Source organism: Paenibacillus oryziterrae, from assembly GCF_042610485.1.
In the GTDB taxonomy this organism is placed as follows: Bacteria; Bacillota; Bacilli; order Paenibacillales; family Paenibacillaceae; genus Paenibacillus_AQ.
Genome location: NZ_JBGJZO010000023.1, coordinates 1 through 15,870, shown reverse-complemented (window position 1 = coordinate 15,870; position 15,870 = coordinate 1). Strand labels below are relative to the sequence as shown.

14 protein-coding genes and 1 riboswitch are annotated in these 15,870 nt (G+C 51.8%); all 14 genes read right to left on the bottom strand.

Annotated features, from left to right (window positions below; genetic code table 11):
• Positions 1–107: 107 nt before the first annotated feature.
• Entirely contained in the window at positions 108–308 is a 201-nt protein-coding gene (locus tag ACAN55_RS19370) for a hypothetical protein (RefSeq protein WP_379136623.1), read from the bottom strand.
• A gap of 313 nt (positions 309–621) precedes the next feature.
• Positions 622–2,118 (bottom strand): amidophosphoribosyltransferase, encoded by a 1,497-nt coding sequence (purF, locus tag ACAN55_RS19365; protein ID WP_379136619.1) that lies wholly within the window; start codon positions 2,116–2,118, stop codon positions 622–624.
• Positions 2,103–4,352, bottom strand: a complete 2,250-nt coding sequence (gene purL / locus ACAN55_RS19360; protein WP_379136617.1) for a phosphoribosylformylglycinamidine synthase subunit PurL — start codon at positions 4,350–4,352, stop codon at positions 2,103–2,105. Before purL ends, purF begins: the two co-directional genes overlap by 16 nt.
• A complete protein-coding gene (purQ, locus tag ACAN55_RS19355; protein WP_379136615.1) occupies positions 4,330–5,019 on the bottom strand; it encodes a phosphoribosylformylglycinamidine synthase subunit PurQ in 690 nt (229 codons plus the stop codon). Before purQ ends, purL begins: the two co-directional genes overlap by 23 nt.
• A 5-nt stretch (positions 5,020–5,024) precedes the next feature.
• Positions 5,025–5,270 (bottom strand): phosphoribosylformylglycinamidine synthase subunit PurS, encoded by a 246-nt coding sequence (purS, locus tag ACAN55_RS19350; protein WP_019913657.1) that lies wholly within the window; start codon positions 5,268–5,270, stop codon positions 5,025–5,027.
• A 30-nt stretch (positions 5,271–5,300) separates the two neighbouring features.
• Positions 5,301–6,191 carry a phosphoribosylaminoimidazolesuccinocarboxamide synthase gene (locus ACAN55_RS19345; protein ID WP_379136610.1) on the bottom strand — a complete coding sequence of 297 codons (891 nt, stop codon included), beginning with the start codon at positions 6,189–6,191 and terminating at the stop codon, positions 5,301–5,303.
• A 376-nt stretch (positions 6,192–6,567) separates the two neighbouring features.
• Complete coding sequence (gene purB, locus ACAN55_RS19340) at positions 6,568–7,863, bottom strand: adenylosuccinate lyase (protein ID WP_379136607.1); 1,296 nt, start codon at positions 7,861–7,863, stop codon at positions 6,568–6,570.
• Positions 7,864–7,869: 6 nt separating this feature from the next.
• Positions 7,870–9,021, bottom strand: a complete 1,152-nt coding sequence (gene purK / locus ACAN55_RS19335; RefSeq protein ID WP_379136743.1) for a 5-(carboxyamino)imidazole ribonucleotide synthase — start codon at positions 9,019–9,021, stop codon at positions 7,870–7,872.
• Positions 9,022–9,164: 143 nt separating this feature from the next.
• Positions 9,165–9,650 carry a 5-(carboxyamino)imidazole ribonucleotide mutase gene (gene purE, locus ACAN55_RS19330; protein WP_379136604.1) on the bottom strand — a complete coding sequence of 162 codons (486 nt, stop codon included), beginning with the start codon at positions 9,648–9,650 and terminating at the stop codon, positions 9,165–9,167.
• A gap of 210 nt (positions 9,651–9,860) precedes the next feature.
• Positions 9,861–9,962: riboswitch (purine riboswitch) on the bottom strand.
• A 215-nt stretch (positions 9,963–10,177) separates the two neighbouring features.
• On the bottom strand, positions 10,178–10,612 hold the full coding sequence (locus ACAN55_RS19325) for a universal stress protein (protein WP_379136601.1): 435 nt from the start codon (positions 10,610–10,612) through the stop codon (positions 10,178–10,180).
• A 45-nt stretch (positions 10,613–10,657) separates the two neighbouring features.
• Positions 10,658–10,921, bottom strand: a complete 264-nt coding sequence (locus ACAN55_RS19320) for a DUF1294 domain-containing protein (RefSeq protein WP_379136598.1) — start codon at positions 10,919–10,921, stop codon at positions 10,658–10,660.
• Positions 10,922–11,006: 85 nt separating this feature from the next.
• A complete protein-coding gene (locus ACAN55_RS19315; RefSeq protein WP_379136595.1) occupies positions 11,007–12,239 on the bottom strand; it encodes an MFS transporter in 1,233 nt (410 codons plus the stop codon).
• A gap of 289 nt (positions 12,240–12,528) precedes the next feature.
• Positions 12,529–14,664, bottom strand: a complete 2,136-nt coding sequence (locus ACAN55_RS19310) for a DNA topoisomerase III (protein ID WP_379136592.1) — start codon at positions 14,662–14,664, stop codon at positions 12,529–12,531.
• Between the two features lie 178 nt (positions 14,665–14,842).
• Positions 14,843–15,583, bottom strand: a complete 741-nt coding sequence (locus ACAN55_RS19305; protein ID WP_379136589.1) for an acyl-[acyl-carrier-protein] thioesterase — start codon at positions 15,581–15,583, stop codon at positions 14,843–14,845.
• Positions 15,584–15,870 lie beyond the last annotated feature (287 nt).

Sequence of the window (15,870 nt, the reverse complement as noted above, 5' to 3'; positions counted from 1 at the left end):
TTGATGGCGCTTTTGCGGGGCAACAGGTTTTTGGGTGGTTAAGGGAGAGAGGGGCATTACGATGAATATTTGGACTTCCGATCGCTGTTATGGTTGGATTTCCGGATTTAAACCGCTGTTCGCGGTAGAAATCCAACCATAAAGGCGAACGCTGACGCTTCTCCAGTTCCAAAATCCCTCTCCATGCCCCTCTCTCTTTCTAACCACCGGATAGCTGCCGCAAGCGCAGTTCGCGCCTTGCGGGGCAGCAGGGCTTCGGCGCTTTGGCCAGGCCAAGCGCCTCCGTAGGGACAAGCGAAAGACTGCAAGCAAGAACAACAAGAACGTACTAGAGCTTAGCTCTCTGAGCGTACTGACGCCGGCTTCACGCCTGCGTGTCTTACTAACTAAATCTCAAGAGCGATGACAAGGACTAGTGCTTAGCTCTATGAGCGTTCTAACGCTGGCTTCCGGCCCGCGTCTTACTAACTAATATCAAGAGCGATGACAAGGACTAGTGCTTAGCTCTATGAGCGTTGTGACGCCGCCTTCTCGCCTGCGTCTTACTAACTAATCCAAAAAAGCAATGACAAGGGCTTAGCTCTTCAAGCGTGAACGCTGGTGGCTTCACCAGCTATCAAATCAACAGCCGCAGCCGTCCTTTTCCGCGCCGCCGAAATCCACTTCTGTCGGATAGTCGTTATCGAAGCAGGACAGGCACAGGCCGCCTTTATAATCATCGGCGTTATATCCGCCGATGGATTGAATCAAGCCTTCGGGGGAGAGGAATGCCAGGGAATCGGCGTTAATCTCCTCGCACATCTCTTGAATCGACTTGTAGGAAGCGATCAGCTCGCGGCGGTCCGGAGTGTCGATGCCATAAAAGCAAGGATTCTTGAACGGCGGCGAGGTGATGCGGACATGCACCTCGACAGCTCCGGCTTCGCGCAGAAGGTTGACGATCCGGCGTGAGGTTGTACCCCGAACGATGGAGTCATCGATCATGACTACGCGCTGGCCCTCGACGACGCGGCGCACGGCGCTCAGCTTCATCTTCACACCCTGCTCGCGCAGCTCCTGGCTCGGCTGGATAAAGGTCCGGCCGGTGTACTTGTTCTTAATGAGTCCGAGCTCGTAAGGAATTCCCGTCTGCTCGGCATAGCCGATTGCCGCGGAAATACTGGAATCCGGGACGCCGGTTACGATGTCGGCATCGACGAAAGCTTCCAGAGCCATCCGGCTGCCCATCCGCTTGCGTGCGGAGTGCAGGTTGGAACCGTTCAGGTCACTGTCAGGGCGGGCGAAATAGATGTATTCCATCGCGCACAGTGCCTTGCGCTGCGGCTCGGTGAACCGGTCTTCGAGAAGGCCGTTCTTATCCAGCACCAGCAGTTCACCCGGTTCAATGTCGCGGACGAGTGTAGCACCGATGACCTCAAGCGCACAGGACTCGGAAGCGAAGACATAAGCTTCACCTACGCGGCCCATGACCAGCGGACGCAGACCGTTCGGATCAGAAGCAACCAACAGTTTGTCATTGGTCATCAGCAGAAAAGCAAAGCCTCCTACCAGTTGACGCAGCGCATCTTTGGCGGCTTCAACGAAATCCTTCGGCGAACGTGCAATTAGATGCGCGAGCACTTCAGTGTCACTTGTAGTCTGAAAGATCGAACCGCTTTGTTCCAGTTGCTTACGAATGAGAGGTTCGTTCACAATATTCCCGTTCGTGGCAATCGCCAGATCACCGTCACGATATTTAAAGACCAGCGGCTGGGCATTGGTCAGTCGGCTGTCGCCGCTGGTTGAGTAACGCACATGTCCGATGGACATATCCCCGACCAACGAAGCGATTTTGTCCTTGTCAAAGACTTCCTTGACCAGGCCCATCCCGCGGTGGTAATTGAAATTGCGTCCGTCGGCCACGCAGATTCCTGCGCTTTCCTCCCCGCGGTGCTGCAGGGCATGGAGGCCGTAATAGGACATGGATGAAGCTTCCCGGTGTCCGAAGACTCCGAATACGCCGCATTCTTCTTTTAACGTGTCAAAAATATCTCCCGAGCCCGTTCCTTCATTGTAAAAGTCGCCGGTCCACAGGATAGGGGCCGCCTGCTCTTTCCCGGTCTTTATTTCATAAGACATGGAATGGCATCCTCCCAAATGGTTTTCAAATCTGCTACTTGCTCTTCCAGAACGGATACTCCGTCCAGGGAAACACACAGCGATCCTTCACTGCTTACCGTACCGATCACTTCAACCGGTACACCGGCAGCAGCAATATATGTCTTCAACTGGTCGGCCTTGTCCGCTGCTGCGGTAAGCAGAATGCGGGACTGACTTTCGCTGAACAGGGCAACGTCCGGACGAAGTCCGTTAGCCGACAATTCAACATTAGCTCCAAATCCACCGCTAATGCAGCTCTCCGCGAGCGCCGCTGCAAGTCCACCTTCGGACAAGTCATGCGCCGAACGTACCAGACCATCGCGAATCGAACCAAGCACAGCATCCAGCAGTTTTTTCTCTGTATCCAAATCCAGAGCCGGAGGACGACCTTCAGTTACACCGTGAACTGTATATTGGAATTCACTGCCGCCCAGTTCTGCCTTCGTAGCCCCCAAGAGCAGGATCTTGTCCCCCGCTTGCTTGAAGCCTTGAGTCGTAATGTGATCTGTATCTTCCACGAGACCAACCATACCAACAACCGGTGTCGGGTAGATCGCGCCGGAGGCATTCTCGTTATACAAGCTGACGTTACCGCCGATAACCGGTGTCTCCAGGACATGACAGGCTTCCGCCATGCCTTCCACCGCACGTTCCATCTGCCAGAAAATTTCCGGTTTCTCCGGGCTGCCGAAATTCAGGTTATCCGTGATTGCCAGTGGACGGGCGCCAGAGCAGACAATGTTGCGCGCCGCTTCGCTGACCGCAATTTTGCCGCCGACTTCAGGATCAAGATAGACATAACGGCCGTTACAGTCCGTGGTCATCGCCAGACCTTTGCGTGTTCCATGAATCGTAATTACCGCTGCGTCCGAACCCGGACGAACCGCAGTGCTTGTGCGCACCATGTAATCGTATTGATTGTATACCCAAGCCTTGCTGGCTACAGTTGGTGATCCGAGCACTTTGCGCAGGGCGCCGCCCAGATCCTTCACTTCTTCGTAACGCAGCGTATCGACAGAGGCATTTTCCGTATAATAAGCAGGTACTTCAGACGGTTTGTTATATACCGGGCACTCGTCCACCAAAGCTGTCACCGGCATGTCGCCGACGACTTCGCCGTGATGGAACAGCTTCAGGCGGCCGTCATCCGTAACTTTACCGACTTTGCAGCAAATAACGCCCCAGCGGTCAAAAATCTCCTGCGCCTGTGCCTCATCCTTCGGTTCTACTACGAACAACATCCGCTCCTGGGATTCCGAAAGCATCATTTCGTAAGGTGTCATGCCTTCTTCACGTTGTGGCACCTGATCCAAATACAGCTCAAGCCCATTGCCCGCTTTGCTGGCCATCTCGGAGCTAGAACAGGTCAGACCCGCTGCCCCCATATCCTGAATCCCGATAACAATGCCGCTGTCGATCAGCTCCAAACAGGACTCCATAACAAGCTTCTCCATAAACGGATCGCCAACTTGAACAGCCGTCTTCTTAGCTTCCGATTCCTCACTCAGCTCCACCGAAGCAAAAGTCGCCCCGTGAATACCGTCGCGTCCAGTTGGAGGGCCCACATAGAATACCGGGTTGCCTACACCTTTTGCGACACCACGCTGGATTTTATCGTGATCGATTAGTCCCACGCACATCGCGTTCACGAGCGGGTTGCCATCATAGCTGTCATCGAACATGATTTCGCCGCCAACCGTCGGAATTCCGATACAGTTCCCGTAGCCGGCAATACCGGATACGACATGCTCGAACAAATATTTTACCCGGTCACTTTCCAGTTTCCCGAAACGAAGCGAGTTCAAGAGAGCCACAGGTCTTGCACCCATGGAGAAAATATCACGGATAATCCCACCGACACCTGTCGCAGCCCCTTGATACGGCTCTACCGCTGAAGGATGGTTATGGCTTTCGATTTTGAATACCGCAGCCTGGTTGTCTCCAATATCTACAATCCCCGCGCCTTCGCCGGGTCCCATTAGGACATGAGGTCCGGTGACAGGGAACTTTCTCAGCAGCGGCTTCGAATTCTTGTACGCACAGTGCTCAGACCACATTACACTGAATACACCGATTTCGGTATAGTTCGGCTTGCGGCCCATAAAGGATGTAATCAGCTCATATTCGCTGTCCGATACACCGAATTGGCTGTAGATTTTCTGCTCCGCGATCTGCTCGGCGGTCGGTTCCTTAACGGATACTTGCTGTGTCATGACGATCCCTCCAAGTCTTCAGAACTGATGTGAACATTCGCTTGCCGTCCTCGGAACCCAACAGAGTGCTTACTGCACGCTCAGGGTGAGGCATCATGCCGACTACATTACCGGAAATGTTGCAGATGCCGGCAATATCGGCCACGGAACCGTTGGGATTGTCACTGTATGTGAATACGATCTGGTTATTAGCCTGCAGTGCCGCCAATGTGTCTTCATCACAGTAGTAGTTGCCTTCACCGTGAGCGATAGGGATAACGATCTCCTCATCCTTGGCATAATCGGTTGTAAACGGAGTTTCATTATTAACAACCTTAAGCACTGTATCATGACAGCGGAACTTCATCGACATGTTACGGCGCAGCGCACCCGGCAGCAGCCCGGCTTCGGTCAGAATCTGGAACCCGTTGCAGATGCCGAGCACAAATTTACCCTGCTCCACGGCTTTAGCCACCTCGGCCATCACCGGAGCGAACCGGGAAATCGCGCCGCAGCGCAGGTAATCCCCATAAGAAAAACCTCCCGGAACGATGATGCAGTCATATGCCGACAGATCCGTCGCCGTATGCCACACATAATCCACCGGTTCACCCAGCGTATCCTCTACCGCCTTGTAGCAATCAATATCACAATTGGAGCCCGGAAAGACAAGTACTGCAAATTTCATGACGTTTAGTCCTCCAATTCGTAGCGGTAATCCTCGATCACCGTGTTGGCCAGCAGCTTCTCGCACATTTCCTTGAGACGTCCTTCCGCTTCAGCGCGGTTATCGGTGTCGAGCGTCAGCTCCATGTACTTGCCGATGCGAAGGGATTCAACTTCCTGGAAACCTACCGAATGAAGTGCTCCTTGAACGGCAACCCCTTGTGGGTCGAGCACGCTTTTCTTGATGGTGACGTACACTGTCGCTTTTAACATACGCTTGTAGTTCCTCCTAATTAAATTGAATTATAAAAACATGCCTGTAAGGCGATGATAAATATCCAGATAACGGCGGGTCGTTTCCTCTACAACTTCAAGCGGCAGCGGGTCCGGTGTACTGTTCTTGTCCCAAGTGGATGATGCCAGATAGGTACGTACAGGCTCCTTGTCCATACTGTCGATTTCTATATCAAGTGCGAAGTTCTCTTTAGCCCAGAAGCGTGAAGCATCCGGTGTAAAAATCTCGTCAATCAGGATCACCTTGCCGTCCAGCACTCCGAACTCGAACTTGCAGTCCGCAAGGATGATGCCGCGCTCCGCACAGTATTCTCTGGCAAAAGCGAACAGCTTCAGGCTCTTCTCCTTCAGCTCCAGCGCGAGTTCCGCACCGATCAGCTCCTGCATTTGTTCAAAAGGGATGTCCTCATCGTGACCCACATCGTTTTTGGCTGCCGGGGTGAAGATCGGCTCCGACAACAGCGCATTCTTGCGCAGGCCGGTTGGAAGCTCAATGCCATTCACCTTACCTGTCTCCTGATACTGCCTCCAGCCGCCGCCGGTAATGCAGCCGCGCACCACGCATTCGATATCGATGCGCTCCGCCTTGCGTACAACCATAATGCGGTTCTTAAGTGCTTCAGCATCCTTAGCGATGTCTCCAAGTTGCTCCACATCGATGTGCACGACATGGTTCTCGATCAGATCCTTCGTCTTGCCGAACCAGAACGCGCTAAGCCGGTTAAGCACATTGCCTTTCTCCGGCACGGCCGGGTCCAGCACGTAATCGAATGCGGAAATTCTGTCCGTGACGACAACCAGCATGTGTTCCCCCAAATCGTACAGTTCACGAACCTTTCCCTTGTAGAGCAGCGGCGCATTTACGAGTTCCACGGCTGTGGATATGGCCGGCGATGTCATGACCTTTCCTCCCTTGAACTAATGATCTTTCTTATTTGCTTGAGCTAAAAGCAATCGGAGGGGTTCTTCCGCTTTGCTTGGAAGAATTGAAAATCGGGCTGCGGTTAATGGGGCACTGCGATAAATGTTTGGGCTTTCGATCGCTGTTATGGTTGGATTTCCTGATTTGAACCGCTCTCCGCGGTAGAAATCCAACCATAAAGGCGACCACTTCGTTTCTACAGCTCCAAAAATTTCTCTTCGTTCCACATTAAACCCGCTACTGAATTTCAACACTTCCGAGGCTCTCGCTTCTCGGAAAAACCTAACCCCTTGCTTCCCGCTCGTAATATATCGAGCTCCTCAGTTCACCACTAACCTACCTTTTTAGTATTGATTAGATAAGCTCCAGCTTGCGGAAGATGGTGTCCACATGCTTCAGGTGCCAGGAAGGGTTGAAGGCATCCTCGATCTCTTCCGGGCTGAGTACGCTGGTGATTTCAGGTGTGCCTTCGACGATTTCACGGAATTGAACTTGAGTCTCCCAAGCCTTCATTGCCCGAGGCTGCACGGTATCGTACGCCTGCTCACGGCTCATGCCTTTGTCGATCAGCTTGGTCAGGATACGTCCGGAGAACGGAACACCATAGGTGGCGTTCATGTTGCGTTTCATATTTTCCGGGAATACGGTCAGGTTCTTCACGATGTTGCCGAAGCGATTCAGCATGTAGTTCAGCAGCATGGTCGCATCCGGCAGGATGATCCGTTCTACCGAGGAGTGCGAGATATCGCGCTCATGCCATAGCGGTACGTTCTCGTAGGCAGTCATCATGTGGCCGCGAATGACGCGGGACAGGCCGGAAATGTTCTCGCAGCCGATCGGGTTGCGTTTATGCGGCATCGCCGATGACCCCTTTTGACCCTTGGCAAAAGCTTCTTCCACCTCGCGGATCTCACTCTTTTGCAAAGCGCGGATTTCGGTGGCGAATTTGTCGAGGGAAGTGGCAACCAGCGCCAGTGTAGCCATATATTCAGCGTGACGGTCACGTTGCAACGTCTGTGTGGAGATTGGGGCTGGGCTTGTACCCAGCTTGCGGCAGACGAATTCTTCTACAGACGGGTCGATGTTGGCATAGGTGCCAACCGCCCCGGAGATTTTACCGAACTGCACGCCGTTTGCGGCATGGCGGAAACGCTCCAGGTTGCGCTTCATTTCCTCGTACCATAGCGCCATTTTGAGACCAAAGGTTGTCGGCTCGGCGTGTACGCCATGGGTGCGCCCCATCATCGGTGTATCTTTATAGGCAACAGCCTTGTCTTTAAGAATCTCAATGAAATTAATAATGTCGCGCTCCAGAATCTCATTCGCCTGACGCAGCAGGTATCCGAGTGCCGTATCCACTACATCCGTGGAGGTTAGTCCGTAATGCACCCATTTGCGCTCCGCTCCCAGGCTTTCGGATACGGCGCGGGTAAAGGCGATTACATCATGGCGTGTTTCCTGTTCTATCTCATAAATGCGGTCAATATCAAATTTGGCGTCCTTGCGCAACTTGGCTGCATCTTCGTGGGGAATTACACCCAGCTCCGCCCATGCCTCACAAGCACAGATTTCAACTTCCAGCCAAGCATTAAATTTATTTTCTTCGGTCCAAATGGCCCGCATCTCAGGTCTGCTGTAACGTTCAATCATGGTTTGTCAGTTCCTCCAAAGGTTAGTTTGCTCCACCCAGGACAGTCCGTCTCCGGTATCCTTGCAGAGCAGGTTGATGTGGCCCATTTTGCGGCCGGTTTTACTTTCAGTCTTGCCATATATATGAAGCTTAGGCGCGATGCCCAGCCGGTTTGCTGCTTCGTCGGGACAGGTAATAGCGTTAACTGCCCCCTCCAGGTGTTGTCCGAGGACATTCACCATGACTACCGGTGTCAACAGCGTGGTCTCCCCAAGCGGCAGATTGCAGATCGCCCGCACATGCTGCTCGAACTGGGAGGTTACGCAGGCATCCATCGTATAATGCCCGGAGTTATGCGGCCGGGGCGCGAGCTCGTTGACGAACAGTTCACCATTTTCCGTGACGAACATCTCTACCGCCAGCAGGCCGACTGCATCCAGACCTTCAATTAAGGTCTCCGCCAATTGGCAGGCCCGCCGCTGAATGTCTTCCGTTACCCTCGCAGGCACAATGGACAGATGCAGGATATTGTTCACATGAATGTTCTCCGCAGGCGGGAAGCTCTTCACTTCACCGGATGCGCTGCGCGCAGCCACCACCGAAATTTCACATTGAAAGGTGATGAATTTCTCAAGTACCAGCTCAGGCCGAGCGGCTTCGGTATCCAAGGCCGCTGATCCCGGTGAATCATCAGAGGCTTGGGTGTCCCCGCCTCCTGGTGCCACCTGACGGAAGGCTGCTTCCAGCTCTTCCGCATGCCGGATGACGGCTTGTCCCTTGCCGTCATATCCCCCTGTGGCGGTCTTCAGCACACAGGGTAGGCCCAGCTCAGCAGCCGCCTGCTTCAATTCAGGCAGGCTGCCGACCTTGCGGTACGGAGCGACCGGCACGCCGGCAGCTTCGATTGCCGCTTTCTCCCGCAAGCGGTGCTGCGTCGTATACAGCAGCGCGCTGCCCTGGGGCACGTACGATTCTTCTGTCAGCAGCGCGGCTACGCCTGCGTCAACATTCTCGAACTCGTACGTGATCACGTCCGCGCGGCGGGCCAGCTCCCGCGCCGCGTCCCGGTCATTGTACGCCGCAGTAATCTGCGGCGACACCTGCCCGCAGGGCGCATCCGGCGCTGGGTCCAGCGCCACGAAGCGGTACCCCATGGCGCTTCCGGCCAGCGCCATCATCCGGCCGAGCTGGCCGCCGCCCAGCACGCCGATCGTTGCCCCGGGGCGAAGCGTCCGGGGCGTATTGGTTTCACCGCTGTGTCCACTCCACAGCTTCTCCTGGTTCGGTTCTCTCTCTACTCTATCCTGCTGCTCTCTCTGTTTCATAAGCTGTCGCTGCCTTCCAATACCTCATCCCGAACCGCATCCCGCCGCTGCTGCACACGCTGCTGCACCTGTGGGTCAAAGGCTCCGATGATTTGCGCTGCGAGCAGCCCGGCATTCACTGCACCTGCACGTCCGATCGCGACGGTCGCCACCGGAATTCCACCCGGCATCTGTACAATGGACAGCAGTGAGTCCAGTCCATTCAGTGCTTTGGATTGCACCGGCACTCCGATCACGGGTAGTACTGTCTTTGCAGCAACCATACCCGGCAGGTGAGCCGCTCCCCCAGCCCCGGCGATAATGACACGTATCCCGCGGCCCGCAGCCTCCTCTGCATAACGGAACATTAAATCCGGTGTCCGGTGTGCTGAAATCACCTTCTTTTCGTAGGCCACCCCCAGCTCCTCCAGAACTATGCAAGCTTGCTCCATCGTATCCCAGTCCGATTTGCTGCCCATAATGACAGCTACCTGTACAGACATATTCGACCTACCTTCCGTCCACGAATTTATATCTTCATAATGCCCACTCTTTCCCGGCTTCCTCATGAAATACGCAAAACTCGAAAAAAAAAGCCCGATGTCCTTACGCATGGTGCTGCGGAGGATCGGACTACTGCAGGAATCAGGAGAGAAGCAAGCGAAAAACACAGGGCAAGACATCCCGTTGTCCGGGGCGCCATTGCCCGCCTGTTTATCATCCTATTTCCTCGTAGTCCGGAAATTTACGGTTGCCGGGTAGAAACTTCCGGGCCATATCCCCGGTTTTATACGAGCTATTCATAACTTCAGTTTAACAATGCCCTACACCCTGTGTCAACTTAAACACGAACATTGTCGAAATCCTTCACTAAATCGTTCGTTTTTGGGATGATTTCAAGACTCCTTCAAAACAAATTATCGTTCTAATTAATTTTTTCTCCGAAATACTCTCGCTAGCGCAGGATGATTCTACACTTTCTGATAAAAAAAGGGAGCACCGGCAGTGCCCCTCTTTCCCATGCTCTATTTTATTTAACCACTAGTACCGGAATACGCGCACTCTGCACGACGTTATGACTAACGCTGCCCAGAACAAATTCACGAATCCCGCCAAGTCCACGGCTGCCAATGATAATAACATCCACATTCTGTTCTTTGGCATATTTCAATATCACTTCGGCCGGCGATCCCTGCAGAAGCTCAACCACCGTATTCAGCCCTTCGGCTTCCAGGCGGCTCTTCACTTCTTCCGTCGTCTGCACCGCAAGATCATAATATTCTTTATTGACTGAAGCCGGCAGAGGCGCGAGCGCTTCCCCGATAAAAAACCGCGGGAACTCAAAGGCATGCACGACATGAATGGCAGAACCCGGCGTCACCTTCGCCAGCTCAATCGCACGTTCCAATGCTTTATTGGACGCTTTCGAACCGTCATAGGCAAGTAAAATTTTTGAGAATAACATATACGCCACCTCTTTCTGTTTGTCTAGCCATAATTCATAAAGATATTATCTTAAAAAATAGCTGTACAGCAGGATGTTCAAGAGCAGCAACAGCGGAATGCCGATCCGGAAGGATAAATGTTTGGTCTTGTGGCGTTTGCGGTACATCGCGGTCAGCACACCCAGTGCCCCGCCCATAGCGGCGAGCAGAAAAAGTGTCTTCTCCGGCACACGCTGCCGCCTTTTCCGGGCTTTGGCTTTATCCTCCGACATCACCACGTACCCGATCAGATTAATAACCACAAACCATATCATTAACGCCTGGATCATGATTTCCGGCCCCTCCCCCTCGCAACCTGTCTACTTATATTATATTCCCTTTGCGGCAAAAAACCAATAAACCTTACAAACCCGGTCAGCCGGATACTCGCTTCTCCTGGCCTATAGAAGTTTTATCCTTCATCCACACCCATGATAGAACAGCAGCCAGCACAGCCGCGAATCCTCCCAGCCAGAAGCCGCCCGTCAGCCCATAGAGTGAACTCATCCAGCCTGCCACAAAAGGTCCTGCCGACATCCCCACCGCATATACCGCCTGATAAAATCCCATTGCCGTAGCCCGCTTAAACGGAGCGATACCTGAAACCGATTTACCCAGCAGCAGCGGAAAAATAAGTCCTTGCATAAACCCGTTCCCCACCTGCGTCGCACAAAGTGCTCCGAGTGTCGGCATCGCCGGAATGAGCAGCGTGAACAAAGCACTCCCCGCAAAACCCAGTATGAGCGTCCCTCTATCTCCCAGCAGCCTGCCGAACGAACGTGATCCATACAGCGTAGCAACCGCATGCGGTACCATAAAAGCCAGCGTCAGCCAGCCCAGGCTCTCTTTGCTTGCACCAATATCAAGCGCCTGATTTGGCGTATAACCAAACATTGTAATGAACAGGACGCAGTGCGCCAATACGGATAGCAGAGAAACTCTTACCAGCAGAGGTTCTTTTATTACAACAGCTAAATCTTTGATTTGAACAGCGTTGCCCTGTTTCTCCGGACGCTGCTCCGGCAGACGAAAGACAAGGAATAATGCGGCAGCAGCAACAATTCCCCCGATTAGAAAAGGGGCGTTCCAGCCCCAGTGCTCAACAATATATCCACTGATCATCATACTCGTCAACTGGGCGATCACTGTCGTGAACTGCAGCATACCCATCGCTTTTCCAGCTTCCTCTTTCGGAAAATATCCGGCGAACATGACCGAATATACCACCCACGCCGAAGCTGCGATACCCGATACAGCACGAGCCGCCAGTGCCCAGCCCGGCTCCGCCCCCAACATAAATATGAAGCAGCTGACTCCACTGGCGATCAGTCCGAGAAAAATAAACGGCCGCCGCCGGTTGATATAATCCGAACCAATCCCGATCGGCAGGCGGAATAAGATCTGCATCAGTCCATAGACACCCAATACCATCCCCACCATCACATAGGATGCTCCCAGATGCTCCACATAGGGTGACAGCACAGGAACATATATATATGAAGAGAACCAGAACATAAACACAATCATCAAAAAATAAAACCGGCTTCCGCCCTTACGCTCACGGGTTTCTATTATTCCTTCTTCTGTCTGCCGCTGCTTCGCTGCCATGAACCCCACCCGCTTTTTATTTATTTCCGTTCCTGATTTACTCATTTACTCTTACTACTTTACTTGTCTACTTCTTTTACTTCTTGTACTACTCTTTCTCATTGAGAGCGCACCTGTATCTCTTGTACACCGCTTATTCAGTTAGTACCATCCTCAGTGACTTATTTTTCCACCTAAGATTTCTTTAACTTATATTTTTCGTTCTGTCGTCTTCTTTTTTCACCTTTTATTTACAATTATTTTATCCCTTATTTCTATCTCTTCTATCTCTTTTCAATCTTAGACTTCCCTATTTATCCTTCTTCCCCTCAAGCGCGGCCTTCAGCAGTTCCCCAAGATTCGAACCTATGCTCTCCGGTTTGCTGTACTGCTGCACCAGCTTCTGCTGTTCCCGCTTGTTGACATGTTTGTGGTCCTTGTCCAACGTTTCAGTGATACCGCACGCCAAGCAGCGGACGAACATTCCGGCTTTACCTTCCTTCAGTTCCATCTTCTTATGACACTGCGGACAGCGACGGTTGGATAACTTCTTCTCACCGGCACGGGTATATCCGCAATCATCAGCCGGACATATGAGAAACTTTCCGCGTTTGCTCTTCTTCTCCAGCAGTCTTGTACCGCATTCCGGGCAGTGGCTGTTCGAGACATTATGCGGCTTATACTCCGCTTCACTGGACTTGACCCCGGATACCAGCTCATGGGCCATACTGCGGATTCCTTGCAAAAAAGGTTCCGGACGGCCCTGTCCCTTGGCAATCTTCTCCAGCTCCGACTCCCAGCGTGCAGTTAAATCCGGTGTTCTCAGCTGAGGGGACACAAGACCGATTAATTGCTTACCTTTACCGGTCGGGTGAAGTAAATTGCCTTGCCGCTCAATCGTATCGGAGCTGACCAGCTTCTCAATAATATCAGCGCGTGTTGCCGGTGTGCCTAGGCCATACTTCTCCATCTGGGTCAGCAGGGAGGCTTCGTTGTAACGTTTAGGCGGTTGTGTTCTTCCTGTACGCACAATACAGCGTCCTAGGGTTACAGTGGATCCTTCATGGAGTTCTGGTAGCCTGATGGTAGTACCTGGTGAATCTTCCGCTTCACCATCCTCCTCATCTTCGTTAACCATTTCACCGCCGTACACCTCGCGCCACCCGGCATCTTTTACAGTAGTGCCTTTAACGTGGAAGCTTTCACCTTCAACACTGACTACTACAGCGACTGCATCATAACGGGCAGGGGGATAAAAAAGACTGATAAACCTCCGCACGATCAAATCATACAGTTTGCGCTCCTCTGCACTTAGTCCGTTCAGCAGCACCGTCTGCTCTGTAGGGATAATTGCATGGTGGTCGCTTACCTTACTGTCATCCACGATTCGTTTAGTTATAGGCAATGGCTTGCGCAGAAGCGGTCGCGCCAGGCTCGCATACTGACCTACTGCAATACTCTCCAAACGTTCTTTCAAAGTGCCCGTCATATCCGAAGTCAGATAACGGCTATCCGTTCGGGGATAAGTAACCAGCTTGTGCTGTTCATACAGGCGCTGAAGCACACTTGAAGTCTGTTTTGCCGAGAAACCGAACTTCCGGTTTGCGTCCCGCTGAAGTTCAGTCAGATCATACGCCAACGGATGGGGCTCGCTTTTCTCACTCTTATGTACCTTCGTTATTTTTCCACTACGGCCCGTGAGCTTTTCCTTTAGGCTAGCCGTTTTTTCCTTATCAAAAATCCGGCCGTCTCCGGTATCCATTCGCCAACCGGCCTGAAAGTTCCCGAAATCACCAGTCAAAGTCTCAAACTCCTGAGAACGAAAAGAAGTAATCTCACTTTCACGGTCCATGATCATCCCCAAAGTTGGAGTCTGAACACGACCAGCCGACAGTGGAGTACTAAATTTGCAGGTTAAGGCCCGTGTAACATTCAGTCCGATCATCCAGTCCGCTTCCGCCCGGCAGCGCGCCGATTCATAGAGCCGGTCGAAATCCTTACCGGGTCTTAGTGCAGCAAAACCTTCCCGGATGGCTTTATCCGTCTGCGATGAAATCCACAGCCGCCGGAACGGCTTGTTCCAACCCGCCATATTCATAATCCAGCGTGCCAGCAGTTCACCTTCCCTCGCAGCATCCGTTGCCACGATCAGTTCACTGATATCCTGTCTTTTCATAAGATGCTGCACTGCTTTGTACTGCTGGTTTGTCTCCCTCAGCACCTTCAGCTTCGTCCGCTCCGGAAGAATCGGCAGATCCTCAAGCGCCCATGTCGCAAATTTATGATCATAGTCCTCCGGCTCAGCTAGGCCGACTAAATGGCCAAGTGCCCAGGTAACTACATATTGAGGACCCTCTATATAACTTTTTTGCTTATCCTTACAACCCATCACCCGCGCTATTTCGCGAGCAACGGATGGTTTCTCGGCCAACACCAGTACCTTCATAATAATCTCCTTTCCATTTCCGAATTTATTATAGCATTAATTACAACTATGCAAGAATCGCCTGGTTGAAAGGCAATACTTAGTATTCATATATACAAGCACAAAAACGGCATCTCTCATTTTGATCATGAGGAAATGCCGCTTATACTCCACTAACACACGTAATCGGATTATGAGACTAGACAATCAAACAAGCTTCAAAATATATCGTATCACCGTTCTGTCCGCGCACATATATTTCTTCACTAGTTATCTCAGAACGGTAAATAGTGAGGGTCTCCCCAACCTTAACCTCTTGGAGATAGGTAATCCGGAACCTTTTAAGCTCCTTCCCCTCCCACTCGCTAAGTGTTAGCGCATCACAGCAAAGATCACCATACTTGGCATTGTTAAGGTGACCATTATTATCGAGTCCACTGTATCTCACCTGATACTGGTATATCTTTTCCATGGCAGACTCTACTGGTATAGATACTTTACTAGGAATTTCTCCAACAGAATCCCCCTGGTAAGCCTCCACTTGGATTGGGAGAGCTGTTGGGCGGAGAATTTTACGTTTATCCATATCTACCAGTGCCCAGATTGACCGTGCTGAAACAATTTCTGCGTTCTCACCATCAAAAACACGATAGTCCCTCTGCCATAACGGTCCTTTCGTCCCTTTGCTCCACGTTCGGACCGCCAACAGATCATTTTGTTTTGGCGTGCGCTGAATTTCAAGATCCAGAGTAATCATCATCCAGCCCATTCTAGCTTCCATCATCTTCTCTAAACTTAATCCTAGTGCATTAACCGCCGAATCAGCAGCACGTTGTAAGATGTCCAAAATATAGGACAGCTTTGCTTTGGATCGATAATCGGTGTCACTGGCATAAACCGACTGCTGCTCTGTCCAGACGAGAAATTTGTTGTTATCCACTGCTTGTCCCCCTAAACTTAGTAATTCTACCCGTGTTCCTTTATGTATCCACATAAATCTGTGTTGTATCCACAATAATTGGGGAATACTTTTTCAAAGCAATTTCTTATACACATGTGAATAAGTTCTTTTCACATTATAGTTTATCCACAAACTTTCTTACATCTTTATAATGTAGGCACAAAAAAACCACTGCTGAGTAATCAACAGTGGTTCTTCGTTGCTTGGCGGCGTCCTACTCTCCCAGGACCCTTCGGTCCAAGTACCATCGGCGCTGGAGGTCTTAA

Excerpts from the sequence above, each read along its gene's own strand:
- purF (WP_379136619.1), bottom strand. The coding sequence starts at position 2,118 with ATGTCTTATGAAATAAAGACCGGGAAAGAGCAGGCGGCCCCTATCCTG.
- purL (WP_379136617.1), bottom strand. The coding sequence starts at position 4,352 with ATGACACAGCAAGTATCCGTTAAGGAACCGACCGCCGAGCAGATCGCG.
- purQ (WP_379136615.1), bottom strand. The coding sequence starts at position 5,019 with ATGAAATTTGCAGTACTTGTCTTTCCGGGCTCCAATTGTGATATTGAT.
- purS (WP_019913657.1), bottom strand. The coding sequence starts at position 5,270 with ATGTTAAAAGCGACAGTGTACGTCACCATCAAGAAAAGCGTGCTCGAC.
- ACAN55_RS19345 (WP_379136610.1), bottom strand. The coding sequence starts at position 6,191 with ATGACATCGCCGGCCATATCCACAGCCGTGGAACTCGTAAATGCGCCG.
- purB (WP_379136607.1), bottom strand. The coding sequence starts at position 7,863 with ATGATTGAACGTTACAGCAGACCTGAGATGCGGGCCATTTGGACCGAA.
- purK (WP_379136743.1), bottom strand. The coding sequence starts at position 9,021 with ATGATGGCGCTGGCCGGAAGCGCCATGGGGTACCGCTTCGTGGCGCTG.
- purE (WP_379136604.1), bottom strand. The coding sequence starts at position 9,650 with ATGTCTGTACAGGTAGCTGTCATTATGGGCAGCAAATCGGACTGGGAT.
- ACAN55_RS19325 (WP_379136601.1), bottom strand. The coding sequence starts at position 10,612 with ATGTTATTCTCAAAAATTTTACTTGCCTATGACGGTTCGAAAGCGTCC.
- ACAN55_RS19320 (WP_379136598.1), bottom strand. The coding sequence starts at position 10,921 with ATGATCCAGGCGTTAATGATATGGTTTGTGGTTATTAATCTGATCGGG.
- ACAN55_RS19315 (WP_379136595.1), bottom strand. The coding sequence starts at position 12,239 with ATGGCAGCGAAGCAGCGGCAGACAGAAGAAGGAATAATAGAAACCCGT.
- ACAN55_RS19310 (WP_379136592.1), bottom strand. The coding sequence starts at position 14,664 with ATGAAGGTACTGGTGTTGGCCGAGAAACCATCCGTTGCTCGCGAAATA.